The 18786-nt window shown below is 53.0% G+C and carries 16 protein-coding genes and 1 pseudogene; 3 read left to right on the top strand and 14 right to left on the bottom strand.

Annotation, left to right across the window (positions count from 1 at the left end):
- Nucleotides 1-46 precede the first annotated feature (46 nt).
- The 5 genes from NST84_RS05590 to NST84_RS05570 all read right to left on the bottom strand — a co-directional run bounded on the left by NST84_RS05590 (nt 47) and on the right by NST84_RS05570 (nt 6389).
- Nucleotides 47-799, bottom strand: a complete 753-nt coding sequence (locus NST84_RS05590) for an amino acid ABC transporter ATP-binding protein (protein ID WP_342564641.1) — start codon at nt 797-799, stop codon at nt 47-49.
- Complete coding sequence (locus NST84_RS05585; protein WP_342564640.1) at nt 799-1554, bottom strand: amino acid ABC transporter permease; 756 nt, start codon at nt 1552-1554, stop codon at nt 799-801. The genes NST84_RS05590 and NST84_RS05585 overlap by 1 nt, the downstream gene beginning before the upstream one ends.
- A gap of 40 nt (nt 1555-1594) precedes the next feature.
- Nucleotides 1595-2929 (bottom strand): CapA family protein, encoded by a 1335-nt coding sequence (locus tag NST84_RS05580; RefSeq protein ID WP_342564639.1) that lies wholly within the window; start codon nt 2927-2929, stop codon nt 1595-1597.
- A gap of 18 nt (nt 2930-2947) precedes the next feature.
- A complete protein-coding gene (locus NST84_RS05575) occupies nt 2948-3793 on the bottom strand; it encodes a transporter substrate-binding domain-containing protein (RefSeq protein ID WP_342564638.1) in 846 nt (281 codons plus the stop codon).
- Between the two features lie 616 nt (nt 3794-4409).
- Entirely contained in the window at nt 4410-6389 is a 1980-nt protein-coding gene (locus tag NST84_RS05570) for a translation factor GTPase family protein (RefSeq protein ID WP_342564637.1), read from the bottom strand.
- A gap of 168 nt (nt 6390-6557) precedes the next feature.
- Here NST84_RS05570 and NST84_RS05565 point away from each other — a divergent pair.
- Nucleotides 6558-7064 (top strand): annotated as a pseudogene (locus NST84_RS05565) (SDR family NAD(P)-dependent oxidoreductase); the annotation flags it as partial.
- An 81-nt stretch (nt 7065-7145) separates the two neighbouring features.
- On the top strand, nt 7146-8114 hold the full coding sequence (locus NST84_RS05560) for an S-layer homology domain-containing protein (RefSeq protein ID WP_342564636.1): 969 nt from the start codon (nt 7146-7148) through the stop codon (nt 8112-8114).
- 419 nt (nt 8115-8533) lie between these two features.
- Here NST84_RS05560 and NST84_RS05555 read toward each other — a convergent pair whose 3' ends face one another.
- Entirely contained in the window at nt 8534-9259 is a 726-nt protein-coding gene (locus tag NST84_RS05555; RefSeq protein WP_342564635.1) for a hypothetical protein, read from the bottom strand.
- Nucleotides 9234-9383, bottom strand: coding sequence for a hypothetical protein (locus tag NST84_RS05550; protein WP_342564634.1), 150 nt, complete (start codon nt 9381-9383; stop codon nt 9234-9236). The genes NST84_RS05555 and NST84_RS05550 overlap by 26 nt, the downstream gene beginning before the upstream one ends.
- Nucleotides 9384-9495: 112 nt before the next feature.
- Here NST84_RS05550 and NST84_RS05545 point away from each other — a divergent pair, with 112 nt between their 5' ends.
- Nucleotides 9496-10524 carry a sugar diacid recognition domain-containing protein gene (locus NST84_RS05545; RefSeq protein ID WP_342564633.1) on the top strand — a complete coding sequence of 343 codons (1029 nt, stop codon included), beginning with the start codon at nt 9496-9498 and terminating at the stop codon, nt 10522-10524.
- Nucleotides 10525-10581: 57 nt separating this feature from the next.
- Here the strand turns inward: NST84_RS05545 and NST84_RS05540 are convergent, their stop codons facing one another.
- From NST84_RS05540 to NST84_RS05510, 7 genes are all read right to left on the bottom strand, one after another.
- Entirely contained in the window at nt 10582-11724 is a 1143-nt protein-coding gene (locus NST84_RS05540) for a glycerate kinase (RefSeq protein ID WP_342564632.1), read from the bottom strand.
- Between the two features lie 20 nt (nt 11725-11744).
- Entirely contained in the window at nt 11745-13040 is a 1296-nt protein-coding gene (locus NST84_RS05535) for an SLC13 family permease (RefSeq protein WP_342564631.1), read from the bottom strand.
- A gap of 540 nt (nt 13041-13580) precedes the next feature.
- A complete protein-coding gene (locus NST84_RS05530) occupies nt 13581-15809 on the bottom strand; it encodes a Tex family protein (RefSeq protein WP_342564630.1) in 2229 nt (742 codons plus the stop codon).
- Between the two features lie 120 nt (nt 15810-15929).
- Nucleotides 15930-17138 (bottom strand): MFS transporter, encoded by a 1209-nt coding sequence (locus tag NST84_RS05525; protein ID WP_342564629.1) that lies wholly within the window; start codon nt 17136-17138, stop codon nt 15930-15932.
- 225 nt (nt 17139-17363) lie between these two features.
- Nucleotides 17364-17918: a TetR/AcrR family transcriptional regulator gene (locus tag NST84_RS05520; protein WP_342564628.1), complete on the bottom strand. Its 555-nt coding sequence runs from the start codon at nt 17916-17918 to the stop codon at nt 17364-17366.
- A 207-nt stretch (nt 17919-18125) separates the two neighbouring features.
- On the bottom strand, nt 18126-18476 hold the full coding sequence (locus NST84_RS05515; protein WP_039870351.1) for a type II toxin-antitoxin system PemK/MazF family toxin: 351 nt from the start codon (nt 18474-18476) through the stop codon (nt 18126-18128).
- Nucleotides 18477-18479: 3 nt separating this feature from the next.
- Complete coding sequence (locus NST84_RS05510) at nt 18480-18761, bottom strand: ribbon-helix-helix protein, CopG family (RefSeq protein WP_039878289.1); 282 nt, start codon at nt 18759-18761, stop codon at nt 18480-18482.
- Nucleotides 18762-18786 lie beyond the last annotated feature (25 nt).

The raw sequence follows: 18786 nt of genomic DNA, 5'->3' as shown, positions 1-18786 counted from the left end.
GCAATTTCACGCGTTCTCCGGGGTTCTTCTTCTAAACAAGCTGATCTTACTGATTGCCGGTTTTATTGCGGAAATAGTTGTGCAGGAATTCCTTGGCCCGCTCGGATTTGGGATGATTGAATACCTGATCCGGCGTGCCTTCCTCCACGATTTTCCCCTTGTCCAAAAAGAGCACTTTGCTCGCCACCTCATATACGAAGCTCATTTCATGCGAAACGAGAATCATCGTCTGGCCGGTGGCTGCGGTCTTTTTGATCGTCTGAAGCACCTCGCCAACCAGCTCAGGGTCAAGCGCTGAGGTAGGCTCGTCCAGGAGCAGCAGCTTCGGCTTCATCGCCAGTGCGCGGGCAATGCCCACACGCTGCTGCTGGCCGCCGGACAGATGCTTCGGATAATAATGAGACCGGTCCGAGAGCCCCACCTGCTCCAGCTGCTCCAGGGCAATCTGTGCGGCTTCGCGGTCATTCATTTTTTTGACAATCTTCAGGCCTTCCTTGACGTTATCCAGTGCGGTCCGGTGCTGGAACAGGTTGAAATGCTGAAAGACCATGGCCGTCTGCTTCCGCAGCTCCAGCCGCTGCTTGTTGGTAATCGTGCTGAAATCGACCTTGAAGTCTTCGAGATCCAGCACACCCTTGTCCGCCTGCTCCAGGCAGTTCAAGGCACGCAGAAAGGTGGATTTACCTGCACCGGAGGAACCGATCAGGGCGACTACGTCCCCTTTTTCAATCTCGACCGAAAGATCATCCAGAATCAGATTGCCATGAAAGGACTTGGATAAGTTACTTACCTTGATCATCAGATTCCTCTCCTTCCCCAGGAAAACCAGCCGCCGCGGTTCACGGCTTGTGCGGAGTCCGGAATAGAGAATTTTCTCTCCATGTATCTGAGGATCTGTTCAATAATAATAGTCATGACCCAATAAATAATGGCGAGTGCAAGATATACCTCGAAGAAGCGGAAGTTGCTGCCTGAGATTATTTTACCCTTAGCGGTCATTTCGATTACACCGGCAACAAAGGCCAGGGAAGTTCCCTTTAGTAGTCCAATTAAGGCATTGCCGAGCGGAGGAATAGCTACAACAAGCGCTTGAGGCATGATGACTCTTTTCAGCACCTGAAGATAGGTCATCCCCAGCGATTCAGCAGCCTCGATCTGGCCTTTATTCACCGATTGCAGTGCAGCGCGGATGGTCTCCGAATTGTAGGCCGCTTCATTAAATGCGAAGGTAACCAGGACAAACAGCATCGCCGGTACGGCATTGATATTGTAATCTGTCCCATACTCCTGATTAATGAACTTCAGAAACAGCGGGATCCCGTTATAGGTAAGGTACAGCTGTACGATGATAGGCGTTCCCCGTATAAATGAGATAAAAACAGTGACCAGCTGGCTTAGCACAGGGATTTTTTTCATCCGGATAATCGCAAACAGCAAAGCAAACACAAGGCCGACTATCATTGAAATGACAGTGATTTGCAGACTCACAGGAAGGACCTCTAACAGAAGAGGAATGGATGTGAACACCGCGTTTATATCAAAAATCTCTCCCATGCAGATTTACTTCCTTCCACGATGAATTAACGTGACGCAGTTATTTACGTTTTTTGACGGTTAAACGCTCACCTTCGTAAGTAATTTCTGTCCGATACCGTTCCTGGCTTACAGCATTCAGCCGTTTAACCAGGGAGGCAGCCGCTTCCTCGGAAGCTAATACAGGCAACCCGCGCTTGGTCACCGTCGGGTGGGTCAGTCTAAGATCAATCGGAATCAGATGGTAATCAAACCGGTTGTCCTCTACGCTTAAATCGAACATAACCAGGAAGTTCTCCGAGAATTTACGGTCGCTGTAAAAGCCTTGCCAGTTCCCTTCACTATCCTTGGTTCTATTCTTGTGCAGGGTAGACGGAGATTCATTCTCCGCATAACCGTAGGCGGTGAACATCTCTGGAGATACAATCGACTCTCCCGCCTCAAACTCCATAAACAGACTGCCCAGGTTGTAGAAAATAGGCTGGCCCTTGTACAGCTCCACGCCTCTTGTGAAGTGGGAACCATGTCCGAATACACAGCTCGCTCCTGCATCCACTGCACCCCGTGCGAAGGTTTCTATGAACTCTGCCGGATAATCGGAGTACCAGTTCTCATTCTCCCCTTCATGCGTATGCAGACTGACAAACACGTAATCAGCACGTTCCCGCGCGTCCCGGATCGTACGGAAGATTTCCTGCTGATCCTGCTCATGCGCTGCCGTTTTGACCCGGGAATGCTCTCCCTTTTCAAAGGTTAAATAGCCTTCAAACAGGGAGCCGAACTCATAGTGATTCTCCGATTTGCTCTTATAGGTCTCGATCCGCTTGCCTTCCTCCATACTTGGAGCAATGCCGATCCGTTCACTGATTTCTTTTAAAGCGGCAAAATCCTGATCGTTCACGACATACGTACGCGACCAGCGGAGCGGGTTAACGCCCGGACGGGCCGGAACCCCGTTACCCGGATTAGAGGCTGCAAAGACCTCACTTCTCGTCACATCAATGGTGATAATGGCAATCCGTCCGTCTGGTGTATCAATAAATACCGGCTTACGGGCATCATGCAGACTCATGCCAACCCCCAAAGGGAATAGTCCGCGCGCTTCTGCTTCTTCAATGGTATCGACCATGCCCTCAACCCCATAATCACCCGTGTGATTATTCGCAAAGCTGACATAACGGATATTCAAATGCTTGAATTCATCCAGCGCCTTCGGACGCACGCTTGTCTGATAACCGCGGCCTGCAGCCGGAGCTGTATTCCGTCTTGGTGTTACAAACTCTGCATTGGTAAAGGCCTCATCGGCTCCCTGCAAAATTGCAAGCAGCTCCGGGTCCATCGTCTTATACAAATTACTGCTGGAAAATAATGCATCTCCCGAGACTAGAAATTTCATACGATCACCTTTCTGCTGTTACTCCATTAGCTCTTTTTTAGGCAGGTAGTCGCCGCCCAGCTGTTCTTCGCTGATTTTCAGCAATGTGCCGTCGTTATACATTTCTTTGATTCTATTGTTGACTGCATCGAGCAGTGTACTGTCTGGGGACTTAGAGAACAGGATGTAAGAACCTGGATCACTATTCTCGGTGGAGAAGGAAACAACCTTCAGGTTGGTAAAGCCGTGCTCTTTGATCGCTTTTTCAGCAGATACGCGGGAAATGATGCGCACATCGTACTTGCCTGCTTCGATTCCTTCGAACTGCTTCACGAAGTTCTCGTCAGTGTACATGATTTCTGCTTTGGCATCCGGGTGCGCTTCATTATAGTTCTCAAGCAGTGTTGCGCCGGAGTTCCCTACTTCTGTTACAGCCTTATAGCCTTTCAGATCTTCAACGGACTTGAGCGTCTCGTCATCCTTGCGTACTACGAATACATTGGCATTCTCAATGATCGGCAGAGAGAAATCGTATTTGCTGCGTCTTTCTTCATTAGAGCTGAAGTTGTTCGCGCCGAGCTGGAAACGCCCGTTATCAAGACCAGTCAGAATGCCTTCAAATTCAATAGCTTGTACATCCAATTTATATTCGGGAAGACCTTCGAAAACAGCCTTCATAACTTCTACATCGTAACCTGTCAGCTGACCGTCCTTTTCATAACTGAAAGGATTGCTCACTCCGCTCGTTGCAGCAGTGATAGTCTTTACGTCTGCCCCAGCATTGTTTTTCGCTCCGGAATCAGCTGCATTATTGTTTCCGCAACCTGCAATTACTGCACCCAGCAACAAGGTCAGAACACCTGGTACAAATTTCTTTTTCATCATTATAACTTCCCCCTCGTTTAGTAACGGAACAATCATTCTGTCAGATGATGTCCAACTTATCATAGTCTTTTAGTCTGAAACATTATGGCATGGCATATACACTGTGTCAAGGTAAACCGGCAAAGTATTTGACGAAAGCTGGCGAATCTAGTCGATAAATGCAGCTTTATAGCCACAGTCCAGTTTGTGCTCTGAAGAGCCCTTACAGCCATTATTTTCTACTATATAAATGGAAGGCAGAAGTCGCGGCTACTCCCTTTTATGTAAAGCTGCAACATATAGGGTGCCTGAAAGAGATGTGTTTTACCCTCTTCTTTTGATGGATTCCGAATAGCTGCACTCTGTACAACTAAAGTTGGGATATTGGAGCTAATTTGCTATATAACTGCATTCTGTACCATTAAAATAACGATTTTCGCGGAAATTCTGACTTTTGACTGTTTTTAGTTGTACAAAATGCAGTTAACTACAGAAATATGTTACTTTTCAGGTTTTTAGTTGCACAGAATACACTTATCCGTCAGCTCGGATTGCGTCAGAGTGGATATACGGCGCCGGTTTGCAGGTTTGGGGTGAGGTTTACGCACCAGCTTTTAACATGACAGCTTAAACTGCTTCACCCCTGTAAAGCCTTCCGTACACTCAAAATATACTTCGCCTGGTCCAGCGGATTCACACCGCGGCGCGTACGCTCGGCGGTAACGTCCGGTGGACACGGCTCGTAGCCGGCAAAAGCGGATGCAAAGGTGCTGCGCCCCTTCGTGTAGGAGCTGAGCGTCACCGGATAATCCAGTGACGTAGCCAGCGGCAGCCGGCCTTCGATGACCATCCGCTCGCCCTGCAGCACCGGCGGTTCGAAGCTGCCGCGCATCTGCACAAGGTCGTTCATCACGCGGCCGGCGTTCTCCTCCGGCAGGGCGATGCGCACGGCCAGGATCGGCTCCAGCAGCCGGGTGCCAATCCGGTTCAGCCCGTCCATCAGCCCCATCGGCGTAGCGACCGCAAAATCCAGCGGATGCGTATGCCACACATGATGGTTCCCCTCCACCAGCGTCACCTTCAGGTCGGTGACCTCCCAGCCGTACAATCCCTGCTGCAGCGCCTCGGGTACACGGCGCGCCGTCTCGTTCTGGTACTGCGGCAGCAGATCGGAGCTTCGCACGACCGATTCGTATACGAGACCGCTGCCCGGCGGGCCGGGCTCAATATGAAACCGCAGAATCGCCCAGCACGGCTTTGGCATCAGGTAGGCGACATAGCCCTCGCCTGCTGCGCGCGGCGTTTCCTTGTAGATCACCGACGGCTGGCCGAAGGTGACCTTCAGGCCGTACCGGCTCTGCATTACGCTGTCCAGCACCTCCAGCTGGATCGGCCCCATCACCTTGATGTGCAGCTCACGCTCCTCCGGCAGCCACTCCGCGCCAAGCTGCGGATCTTCATCTGCCAGCTCCTGCAGTGCAGCGATGACCTTGTGGTCGTCCATGTCTGCATCCCAGAACACCCGCACGGTCAGCAGCGGCACAGCCAGCTTCGTCTCCTGCGGAACCGCATCCGGCCGGCCCAGCACATCGCCGATCCGCACGCCGGACAGGCCGTAGACTACCGCAATGTCGCCGGCTTCAAGCGCGCCGACATCCTCGGTACGGCCGCCTTCCACCTTGCGGATCTGCGTTACTTTGGCCTCTGTCTCCTGGGAGTAATTCGTTACCGTGTCACGGTTGCGGATGGTCCCCTCATACAGACGGACAAAGGCCATCCGGCCCATGCTTTTGTCCCGCTGGATGTTGTAGACAATGCCGGACACCGGCTGCTCCGCATCTCCCCCGGCCCGCGGGAAATAGTCGGTCATTGCATCCAGCAGCTCTGTAATGCCGATTCCCTTGGCTGCAACTCCGTATACGAGCGGGAACAGCCGCCCGCCGGCAGCGGCGGTCTGCATGTATTTTTTCCAATAAAGAAGATCCGGCTCTCCGCCCGCCATGTACAGCTCCAGCAGCGACTCATCCCGTTCCGCCAGTGTCTCCAGCAGCTCAGTCCGCGCATCCGCCTCTGCCTCACCGGACCACAGATCGGCCGCACCTTTATAATCCTGCTCCGAACCAAGCGGCTGCTGCACCGGGATAATGTCACCAGACAGATAGGTCCGCGCCTGTGCCAGCACCGCTTCAGGGTCCGCGCCGGTCCGGTCCATTTTATTGACAAAAATCAGCGTAGGAATCCCCAGCTTGCGCAGCGCATTCCAGATCATCTCGCTCTGTGCCTGTACGCCTTCGACCGCCGAGAGGATCAGCACCGCGCAGTCCATCACCCGCAGGCTCCGCTCCACCTCAGACAGGAAATCGACATGGCCCGGCGTATCGACCAGGTTCACCTGCACGCCCCGCCAGCTAAAAGAGGCCAGCGCCGCCCGCACCGAGATGCCCCGCTGCCGCTCCACTTCCATCGAATCAGTCACAGCTGTGCCGCTATCTACACTGCCGAGTGCGCGAATCCGTCCGCTTTCATATAAAAGATGCTCCGTAGTCGTCGTCTTCCCGGCATCGACATGGGCAAAAATCCCGATATTCATCCGCTGTACGCGTTGCTGCTGATTCATCTATTGTTCTCCAGTTCTATATTAAAAGTGATAATAGCGCTCTCATCGCTTAAGTGTACTGCGAAACTGCAGCTTAGATCAACGCCGGAGCCCTGCTGTGAGTGGTTCATACTGGGTCATGCGGGTATTAAGTTACTGACGCGCCGGAAGGCTTTTGAAATTTTTCAGCACGGGACGATGGCCCCGATTGAGAAGCTTACCGTGGATGAGTGGGATGAGACGCTGAACACCAATCTGCGCAGCACCTTCACCACCGTGAAATATGCCGTTCCATTAATGAAGGAACACGGCGGCAGCATTATCATCACCAGCTCAATTAACGGCAACCGGGTGTTCTCCAATGTGGGTGCGGCGGCATATGCTTCCTCCAAGGCAGGACAGGTTGCTTTTATGAAAATGGCGGCGCTTGAGCTGGCCCAGTACGCGATTCGCGTGAATGCAGTCTGCCCGGGGGCTATAGATACGAAAATTGACGATAATACTTATAAGAGCGATGCTCTGGAGGAAGTAAAAATTCCGGTAGAATTTCCGGAGGGCAGCCATCCGCTGGAGCAGGCTCCCGGCAAGCCGGAGCAGGTCGCGAATCTGGTGCTGTTCCTGGCCTCGGATGAGTCGTTCCATGTTACGGGGACGGAGATTTTTGTGGACGGTGCGGAGTCGCTGCTGCGCGGCTAACTTTTAAAATTGCAATTAATTTGCGCGAGTCTGCAACCTTTTGCCGCTTTTCCCCATCTAGGAGTATAAGAGGTGAGGCACATGAAGAAATTATCATTCCAGACTGGCGCTAAAAAACTGACAATAGCGTGCGGTATCCTGGCGGCAACAGTATCCATGGGAACATCGGCGTTTGCCTTTTCCGATATGAAGGGCGATGCTAACGAAGCAAAGATCAACGCACTGCACAGTGAAGGCATTGTTAACGGAGTAACAAGCGATCTGTTCGCACCAAAATCAAAAGTAACCTTTGCCCAAGGCGTGCAGTTCATCGTCAGCGGCCTGAAGCTTTCCCCTACCGAATCCGGTAAGGCGAGCGACTATTTTGACAAAGTAAAAGATAATGCCTGGTATGCATCCGCATTCGTAACGGCCAAGCAGAACGGTCTGTCCCTGGACAAAACCGTAGATCCGAACGGATCGATCACCCGCGCCCAGTTCGCGCATCTGCTGACCCAAGCGCTGCAGAGCAAAGGGAACTTCCCGGTAACGATGATGTACGCGATGGTTTCCGACGGCGACAAAATGTCCAACGAGCAGATGGGAAGCCTGCAGATTCTGGTCAACACCCGTATCGTAACCCTTGGCACCAACGGCACCTTCCGTCCGACCGATGCGGTAACCCGCACCGAAGCGGCGGTCTGGATCTATGATGCAGCCAAATTCGCGAAGGAAGTTATTACTCCCGACGACAGCGCTGAAGCTCCAGCCTACGAATACGATGCAGAAGTGAAGCTGGAAAAAGCGGCCGACGGCATCAGCAAAGCCACCGTCACCGTCAACAACCTGCCGAACCCGGGCTACGGCCTGGCTATCGACAAGATCGAATTCGGCAAAGATAAAACCGCTGTAATCTACTTCAGCGTTACCAAGCCAGATCCTAACAGCATGTACCCGCAGGTCATCTCCAGCGCCTCCGTTGTGACCTACCTGCCGGAAGGCTACACAGCAACTGTGCAGGCTTCTGATGGCAGTGCTGCTGGTGCGGGTTCCGCGATTAAGTTGAAATAAGACGCTTTAAAAAAAGGCCGTGCTTACCTTGAAGGTAGGCACGGCCTTTTATATGTTGTAACTCATTAAATACTATGTTAGCCCTACTGTTTTTCTCCTCTATATAGATTCATGCCTGGCAAGTATGAAACTTACTCCTTAGTATTAGTCTGGGAGAATATAACTCCAAAAATGATTCCGAAAATAATTCCAAACAATACGCTATCAAGGGCTACCCAAAATATAACTCCGAAGCAAAGGCCTAAAGAGACGCCAGTCGTAAGCGATTTATTATTCATGGTAAACACCTCACTTTTTTTATTTACTACGATTTAACAGCATTAAACGTTTCATACCTTTGGGAATGGAGCCCAAAATCAAAAGAAAACGCAGCTCCCACACCGTGACGGGATTGCGCCTTCTTTTACATTCCTATTCGGTTAAGGCGTCCACTCATCATGCACAATCCCTACCAGAATCCGATCTTCACCAATCTTCTCAAACACCAGCCGCAGACTGCGCCAGTCCATCCCCTGATACTGCGGATCGATGCTGCTGATGTGGTAATCTACATAATCATATTTGTCGGCGGGGTACACTTCTTTAATGTTGTTGATCATCGTCCCTTTATTCTCCGCCGTGTTCAGGGAGATTTGCGCATCATCGGCAAAATCTGCATCATATACGAACCGTTCGAAATACTCTGCAAAAGTCAGATTAATCGGCTCTCCGCTTCCTTGGAAGCTCCCCCATAAACGTTGTTCGGAGTCCTTCATTAAACCGCTAATCTCCTCTTGGGTGAACACCAGATCGTTTTCAGTGTCCACATAGCCATATGGCGAAAAGCGTACTCCGTGATCCCGCGATACCCACGCGGACAGTGTTTCCATGTTGCCGTTCTTCAGTGCATTCATTACTGTCGAGGCTGCTTCAAGTGCGGTGGGCGGTGTTCCTTCATCCGGCACAGCGGCCGGGGATGCGGATGCAGAAGGCTCAGCTGACGGTTCCGGTGGCTGGCTTGGCACCGGGCTTGCGGCAGGCTGCTCTGTCTGTACCGGCGTTGCTGTAGCCTCCGGCTCTGCTGCCGGTGTATTGCTGCAGGCAGCAAGAAGTACGAACGCGGCGGCAGCCTGGGCCAGCTTACTTGTCTTTTTTCCAGTATGCATAAAATCCCTCCTTAGCTTGTTGCTGATATAAATTAGACGGTCCGGCGGCAGCTTTTGTTGCTGGATCATCCGGCTTTGTCAGGCCTAAACGTACCCTATCAGCTTCATTAACCGGTTTCTCCAAAAAGACACATCTCCCGCTTTAATCAAGCTGATGAAACCGTTATAATTTTGTTCATGTGCACAAAGTATATGATCATGCCGCAGGTCATGTTTGGCAGAGGAGGATAAAACGGTTGCTGCAGCTCTCAGAGAAACAGGCACAGGAAATTGTAGACAAGATGATGATGGACATCCCCTATAACATTAACATTATGAATCATGAAGGCATTATCATCGGCAGCGGAACCCGGGAACGGGTCGGTACGGTTCATCAAGGGGCGGTCAAAGCTCTGGCTACCGGTAAAATGATCGAGGTCTGGCAGGACGGCCGTTTTGAGAAAAAAGGCACCAACGAGCCGATTGTCATCGCCGGCAACCGTGTCGGTGTAATCGGCATATCCGGCAATCCCGATGAGGTCCGCCCGTTTTGTAACATCGTCCGGACCACCGTCTCGCTATTGATCGAACAAAGGAACACCCTTGAGGATCTTGCCAATGAAGCAAGCCGCAAGAAGGCCTTTCTGGAGCTGCTGCTGTCCCACCAGGGAGCCTACACGCAGAAGCTGCGCAAGGAAGCCTCTGCCTATCAGCTTGATCTTTTGCTCAAAACCACGGTACTGCTGCTCAAGAACTTCGTCCCGCCGGAGACACAATCCAAGCTGCTGCTTACGCATCCCTCCTTCCACATCGAGGAGGACAGCTGGCTGATCCTGGTCCAGAATCAGGAGGATTGCACGCCGCTGATCCCTCAGCTGCTTGATCGACAGCCCCGTGCTTTGCTGGCAGCCGGCAAGCAGGAGGCCAACATCGCCGAGAGCTACCGGCAGGCTAAATCGGCCATGGGCATTCTGCTGGCACTTAAACCAGACCGGCAGATTATCCATTACGCAGAGCATGAATTTCTGGTGAAGCTGAGCCATGCGAAGCTGACCGCAAGTGCGGGTACAGTGGTCAAGCTGGAGGATACCGCCGATCTGCTGGAGACGCTGCGCAGCTTTATCAACCATAACTGTAGTGTCTCCCAGACCTCTGAGGCGTTAAACATCCATCGCAACACCCTGCAATACAGGCTGAAAAGGATTGAGAGTCTGACCGGCAAGGATCCGCGCAACCTGCTACAGCTGCTGGAGCTTACTTATGGTTTGTTGGCACTGTATAAGTAGCTAAAAAAAGGCTGCCCCCACGGAATAGTCCGCTCAGGAGGTAGCCTTTTTCAATCTTTAATCGGCCAGCTTCAGCACTCTGGCAATGTTCTCACAGGTCCGCTCGACGTTGGCCGGACCGTCCTTCAGCAGCTTTTCCAGCTCGGAGGCGCCGGGAACGATGCCGAAGATCGCGTCGATGCCCTCGGCGTACAGCGTATCAATGCCTTCGCCGATGTAGCCGGCCAGGGCGATGACTTTTTTTCCGCTTTCCTTGGCAGTGGCGGCTACGCCATAAGGCGTTTTGCCGAACTTGGTCTGGAAGTCGATGCCGCCTTCACCGGTGAACACCAGATCGGCATCCGCTATTTTTTCCTTCAGGCCGGTATATTGAATCACGATCTCGATGCCCCGCTGCAGTGTGGCCCGGGTAAAAATCATCAGTCCCGCGCCAAGCCCTCCGGCCGCTCCGGCACCCGGCAGTTCGCGGACATCCTTGCCAAGCTGCTGTTTGACTACTTCCGCATAATGGGCCAGATTAGCATCGAGCTGCTGCACCAGCTCAGGCGTAGCGCCTTTTTGCGGTCCGAATACAACGGATGCGCCCCGTTCACCGCACAGCGGGTTGGTTACATCACAGGCCACGATCAGCTGCACTTGCTGCAGCCGCTCATCCAGCCCCGACACATCGATGCTGGCCAAACGGTCCAGACTGCCGCCGCCGCGCGGCAGCATCCCACCCGCGGCATCCAGGAATTTTGCGCCAAGCGCCTCCGCCATTCCGGTGCCCCCGTCATTTGTCGCGCTGCCGCCGATGCCAATGATGATGCTGCGGATGCCGCGGTCCAGGCATTCCCGGATCAGTTCGCCGGTCCCGTAGGTGGTCGTAATCAGCGGGTTGCGGTCTGCCTTATTCACCAGCTGTATTCCGCTGGCTGAAGCCATCTCAATCGCTGCCGTCAGACCGTCGCCCATGATGCCGTATTGTGCCTTAACCGGCTGGCCCAGCGGCCCTGTCACTTCTTTTGTATACATCTGCCCGCCCGAAGCATCTACCAGGGACTGAACCGTACCCTCCCCGCCGTCCGCCATCGGAACATGTATATATTCAGCACCGGGATAAACCTTCCGCAGCCCTTTTTCCATTGCCGTACAGACTTCCTTCGCGGTCATGCTCTCTTTAAAAGAATCCGGTGCCAGTACAAAGGTTTTCTCTCTCATTTCCTCACCCCATGTTTAGTTTAGAACAAAAATCCGTAGATAATCGTAGCCACAACCGCCATCGTTCCGCCGACAATCGCCTCGTAAGGCACTACGCCCATACGCTGCTTGATGCTCATTTTCATACTGTCCGCAGTTACGTGGAAGTAGTTCCCCTGTGGAAGCGAGTCGATGACAGTCGCACCGGTGTGTACCATAACAGCTGCCGCCAGCGGAGCGGTACCCATATCGAGAATGGCCTGCCCGAAGGAGCCGGTTGCCAGAATAACACCTGTGGAGGTAGAAGCCGTAGCTGCCGCCATCAAAATCCCGGAGATCGGTGCCAGGAATGTACCCGAAATGCCTGCTGTTTCAATCAGCTGCACTACCTGTGTGGAAAGATCGGAGGCCGAGATCAGACCGGCAATTCCGCCGGCGCCGATCAGGATCAGTACGGTTGCCGTCATTTTATTAAGTCCGGAAGAAGTGTATTGCAGGATTTTTTTACTCTGGCCCATAGCCAGCATACCGACAATCCCGGCAATCGGCAGGATGTACAGTGCATCCACTTTAAAATTAGCCAATGCGTCAATGCCGGACAGCGAGCCGATCGGATTAATCATCAGCAGGATGACTGCAACGAGCGGTGCAACAATCGCTTTGCCGAGCGGCGGGTACTTCGTAGTGTCAATGTTACCGTTCTGTGCTTCTTCGTCTGTAACCATATTCCCTTTTTTCTTCAGCAGTGAAGCCACAATTACCGTTACAATCAGACCGCATACCGCCGGAATCAGGCCCGCCAGCATGACATGGCTGAGATCAAGCTCGAAGCCGCGGGCTGCAGCAATCGTATTTGGATTGGGCGAAATGATGTTCCCCGCTTTACCGCCACCGGACAGTGCCAGCAGCAGCGCTGTTTTGGAGATGCCCATTTTATTGCCGACTGACAATGCAATCGGCGCAACAATCAGTACCGCTACCGGAATAAAAACACCTACTGCGGTAATAATCATCGTCGCCAGCGCCAAAGCCAAAATAGCTTTGCTGCCGCCGAACTTACGCACAATGGCCTGGGCAATCGTCTCTGCCGCGCCCGACTCCATCATCACTCCGGCCAGCACACCAGCCGCAAGTACACGCAGCACAGTCCCCATTACACTTTGTGTACCGCTTACAAGAACGCTTACAGTCTGCTCCAGGTTGGCACCGCCGATTAACGCCCCGACGATCGCCCCCAGAAACAAAGCATAAACGGGATTGAGCTTTCTCAGTATCAGAATAATGGCCAACGCCAGCCCCGCCAATGCCCCATACCAGCCAATTGTTAATCCTTCCATTGTTAATCCCCCTAGCACTCATGTTGAACACGCTTTCAGTATAATGGCTAACAGAACGAAAAAATATTGATGAACGGACGAAATGCATTGTGCAGTTGACCAATAGGATATTCTTAGACCGTAACTTGAAAATACGTTTGCCACTACTGTTCATGATTGACAAAAACAGCTACTCTAACGGACACAGGAAGCGTTATTTGCCTGTTTTTCTATAGTTTGTCCGGCTAACGGACTCAGTTGCGCTTATTCATGCGAATACGCCGCCTTTTTCACGATTTGTTCACGGATAACGTCACTGGGGTCCGCTAACCCGGAAGATGGCTTGGAAATGTGAAAATAACGTCGTCTGGGTCCGTTTGAATGTGCGCTCGATGAGCCAGCAGAAGTATTCCCAGCAGCAGAAACCCGATCTGAAACAAAAAAATGCCCCCACCGCCGTTTCCGGCGCGGGGACATCCTCATCAGTTAGTTTTAAAAACGCACATTAATGCGCACGTAGCATAACTCCAGTTACAGCCTACTTTACGCTGCGTGTACCCGCTACTTCACACTGCCCGCAGTTTCACGCGGCTGGCGCATGGTCAGGCTGACCCGGCCTTTCTTGAGGTCGACGCCGAGCACCCAGACGGTCACGTTGTCGCCAACGGAGACGACGTCCATCGGATGCTTGACGAAGCTGCCGCTGAGCTGGGAGATGTGGACCAGCCCGTCATTTTTGATGCCGATATCGACGAAGGCGCCGAAGTCGATGACGTTGCGGACGGTTCCCTGCATTTCCATGCCGGGAACCAGGTCCTCGATCTTCAGCACATCCGTGCGGAAGATCGGCAGCGGCAGCTCCTCGCGCGGGTCGCGGCCCGGACGCTGCAGGCTCTCCAGGATGTCGCGCAGCGTGGGCACGCCGACATCCAGCTTCACGGCAAGCCCTTCGGCATCCTGCGCTGCGAGCTCAGCTGCGATCTCGCGGCTGCCGAGCTTCGCTACGTCCAGCCCGAGCTCGCGGAACAAACGGTCGACCACCGGATACGATTCCGGGTGGATCGGCGTGCGGTCCAGCGTATTGTCCCCTTCGGGAATACGCAGGAACCCGATACACTGCTCATAGGACTTCGCGCCGAGGCGCGGTACCTTTTGCAGTGCCTTACGCGTGGTGAACTTGCCGTTCTCCTCGCGGAACTTAACGATATTCTTAGCGATCGTCGAGTTGACTCCCGCTACATAAGAGAGCAGCGACGGCGAAGCCGTATTCACGTCGACGCCGACATGGTTAACGGCCGATTCCACGACGGCCTTCAGGCTTTCCTCCAGATGCTTCTGCGAGACATCGTGCTGGTACTGCCCGACCCCGATCGCCTTCGGGTCGATCTTGACCAGCTCCGCGAGCGGGTCCTGCACGCGGCGGGCAATCGATGCCGCGCTGCGCTCGGCCACATCCAGATCCGGGAACTCCTCCGCCGCGAGCTTGGAGGCGGAATAGACGCTGGCTCCTGCCTCGTTTACGATCAGGTACGCCAGCTCCGGATCACCGATCTCGGCAATGACCTCGGCGGTGAACTGCTCCGTCTCCCGGGAGCCCGTGCCGTTGCCGATCACAATCAGCTTGATGCCGTATTTGGCGATCAGCTCCTTGAACTTCGCCGCCGCTTCCTTCTTCTTGTTGTTCGGCGGCGTCGGATAAGTCACGGCCACCTCCAGCAGCTTGCCGGTGTCGTCAACAACGGCAAGCTTGCAGCCGGTGCGGTAAGCCGGGTCAACGCCGAGCACGTTGCGCCCTCTGACCGGCGGCTGCAGCAGCAGGCTGCGCAGATTGCCCGAAAAAATCGAGATCGCCTGCGTCTCGCCCTTCTCCGTCATTTCCCCGCGCACCTCACGCTCTACTGAAGGAGCGATCAGCCGCTTGTAGGCATCCTCGGTCACAGTCTCCAGCAGTTCCTTGACCGGGGACGGCCCCTTGATCAGCTTGCGCGTGATAAAACCGTGAATTTTATCGGGAACGATTTCGATCCCGACCTTCAGCACACCTTCCCGTTCACCGCGGTTGATGGCGAGAATGCGGTGCGGCGGCATTTTATGTACCGGTTCGCGGTAGCTGTAGTAGTTCTCGTAGACACTCTCCTGCTCCGCATCCTTTGCTTCCGAGACGAGAATGCCCTGGCTCGCCGTATACTGGCGGACCCAAGCCCGGATAACCGGATCATCGGCGATGTTCTCTGCGATAATATCCATTGCACCCATCAGTGCGGATTCGGCACTTTCCACACCTTTGTCCGCATCTATATATTTAGCGGCCTCCTCAAGCGGCTGACCCTGGCGGCGCTGCTCAAGCACCCAGTCCGCCAGCGGCTCCAGCCCTTTTTCCTTGGCCACGCTTGCTCTAGTCTTGCGTTTCTGCTTGTAAGGACGGTATAAATCCTCGACTTCCTGCAGCTTGACCGCCTTCATAATCTGCGCCTGCAGCTCAGGCGTCAGCTTGCCCTGCTCCTCGATACTGCGGATTACATCCTTCTTGCGGTCGCCCAGGTTACGCAGGTAGCCCAGCCGTTCTTCCACATCACGCAGCACATTCTCATCCAGCTCGCCCGTCATTTCCTTACGGTAGCGCGCGATAAACGGAATGGTATTCCCTTCGTCCAGAAGCCCTACAGTGGTCCGCACCTGCTTCAGGCTGATGCTCAGCTCCTTGGCAATTGCCGCAAGGATCAGTTCCTGTTCCTGCCGTAGTGCAGCATCATCCTGCAGACTGCCGGCATTCGTATTCTCTGCTGCCAATAGTATCCCTCTTTCCGCACACGTGCTGATATCATAATTGCCTACCCTAAAATAGTATCACAGATTGCCGCTGCGCCAAAGTTAACAGGATACTGCATCACCACACTGCACGCCAAAAGCTTACTTAACCTGCACACCCCGCCGGGCCATCCGTTTTGCCGAGCTCAGGGACAGCAGGAAGCAGAGAACCAGCACAAGCGCAGCTGCCGCATACGGGAAGTTAATATCCAGATCGAACAGGACACCGGCAACAATCGGTCCGGCAATATTACCAAGGCTGGTATACGCAGAGTTCATCCCCATGACGAAGCCCTGCTGCGTTTCTCCGGCCATTTTGGACAACTGGGTGCCGACAGCGGGACGCAGAATATCCATCGCCAGGAAGACGATAAACGTCACGGCCATAATCATGAAGTAGCCATGAACGAACAGCGTAAGCAGAATGAATACGCCCGAAGCAAGCAGACTGATGGAAATCACTCTATTTTCGCCAAAACGGTTCAAAATCCAGCTAAAAGCAGTCAGCTGCACCACTGCCCCGGCAATCGAGCCGAAGGTCAGCACAAAAGCGATATCTTTAGGTGTAAAGCCAAATTTATGATCGACGAACAATCCGAACACCGTTTCATAGTTGGCAAGGCCGAAGGACATAACGAATACGATGACCAGTCCGACAAAATAAGGCTCCCGGTATGAGCGCACCAGCTGTGCAACCAGACTTTCATTCTTTTGCTGAGCCGCCGCCTTATCATTGGCAGCCGCTGTAGCCCGCGATTCCGGCAATAAAATGAATGTGATAATAGCTACAAAAGCCGCCGCAATTGCCGCTGCGAAGAACGGAACACGGATACCGAACTCTGCCAGATAGCCGCCGATCCCCGGTCCGATAATGAACCCGGTTGTGATCGCCGCATTAATCATCCCCATACCTTTAGCCCGCTCATCCATTGAAGTGGTATCTGCCACGTATGCCATAACTGCAGGCATAATCATCGCCGCTCCGATCCCGCCCAGCATCCGGGCCACGAACAGCATCCACGGCAGCTCAGCCACACCGAATACTACCTCAGACAGGGAAAAGACCACCAGCCCGAGCACGATAATTCTTTTACGGCCCATCCGGTCAGACAATCTGCCGGCAAGCGGCGATACAATCAGCTGGGTCAGTGAAAAAGCAGCGACCAGCATCCCGACGACACTGCCCCCGATGTGCAGCTCATTCATATAAGTCGGCAGAATCGGCACCACGAGCCCGATCCCCGTAAATGTTAAAAAGATACTGATCATCAGCATCAGCATTGCACCGCGGTTTCTTAACAGCAAAGACATTGTGTTTCCCTCCGTTAGTACACATTAAGTTGTTATTGAACCGTCATGCAGCAGCATTTTTTAATTTCCGCTTATTCTGCATGTATCATTCATGTAAATATATCATTCCATACACCAGTAAAAGACCGACCATCCGGTCTAATTAATAGCATGAAAAAACTCTTCAGCAGACTGGCCATTAAACCGTCCGGTTCAGCGTCAGCGTTAAACATTTCCATCAAACCTTCAGGCCCGGAGCCCCTGCAGCAGCAGTTTTATGCCGTCCCGGTAATACTTCATCACGTCCGCCGTCCCCTCCGAGGGTGCCGTAATCTCTCTGACTCTGCCGATTCCCTCCAGCATACCACAGACAATCACCACATAATGATTCAGGTCTCCGCTGGCCAGATAGCCCGAGTCCATGCCCTCCTGAAGCAAATTACGGCAGGCTGTTGCCCCGGAATTGTACAGCTGTGAGAGCCGCAGATAAATCTCCTCCGAGTGAGTCCTCGACCTTGCATATTCCTCCAGTCCACAGATCAGCGGATTCTGAAAGTCATTGGCGTAATGTTCACCCAGCGCGTAAAAGCGGTCCTCAATCCCTGTGATTTTGTCCTGTATCGCATCCCATTCTGCGAGCCACTGCTCTGTATCCTCTTCAACAATGGACAGAAACAATTCATCCTTACTCGGAAAATGGTGATATAAGCTGCCTTTGCTTACTTGGGCCGCCGTGCAGACCTCGTTCATCGTTACCGCTGCATATCCTTTTTGCACGAACAGCTGTGCAGCCTGCTGCACAATCCGTTTCTTCGTTTCTTCTCCGTCCGAACGTCCTTTTATACCGGTAACCCCCTTCTAAACCGACCATCCGGTCTAATTATAGCATACGGCTGATTCTTTTTTCAAAATATATATGTCCTGGCTGCCGTACCCAAATATCAAAAAGACGCACTGCTTAAGCAGCACGCCCTCTCATATTCTGCGATTATTGGTTCCTGTCCCGATTTAGAAATCAATCAGGCCCAGACTGATTTGCAGCGAATCATCCACCTTTTTCATGGTATCATCGTCCAGATGGGTGATCTTATCGGTTAAGCGTTGTTTGTCAATCGTCCGAACCTGCTCCAGCAAAATGACGGAATCCCGGTCAAAGCCGTGGGCAGCCGCATCAATTTCTACATGCGTCGGCAGCTTGGCCTTCTGGATCTGGGCAGTGATAGCTGCCACAATTACCGTCGGGCTAAACCGGTTGCCAATATCGTTCTGTATGACCAGTACCGGCCTTACTCCGCCTTGTTCTGAACCTACAACCGGCGAAAGGTCGGCAAAAAAAACGTCGCCGCGTTTAACGATCAATATCTACACCCCGCTTACTAAGCGGCCAAGAGTACTGTCTGCATCTTCCTCTGCGAGAAATGCCTCGCTTGCCATCGTCAAATTGATCTTGGCCATCTCCATGTATCCCCGCTGCATCGATTCCCGGATTGTACGCTTTCTCCGTTCCGTCAGATACAGCTTCATGGCCTGCCTGATCAATTCACTCCGGTTAGAGTTCTCCAATTGGGCGATCCCATCCACTTCCTGCAAAAGATGATCGGGCAAACTGATCATAATTCTTTTGGTGTTCTGCAAATTGGCCAACTTCTCTTCCACCCCCACAAGCCTT

This window comes from Paenibacillus sp. FSL R7-0345 (genome assembly GCF_038595055.1).
Taxonomy (GTDB): domain Bacteria; phylum Bacillota; class Bacilli; order Paenibacillales; family Paenibacillaceae; genus Paenibacillus_AQ.
The sequence above is the reverse complement of the archived record's forward strand: the minus strand, read 5'-3'. Positions and strand labels throughout refer to the sequence as shown.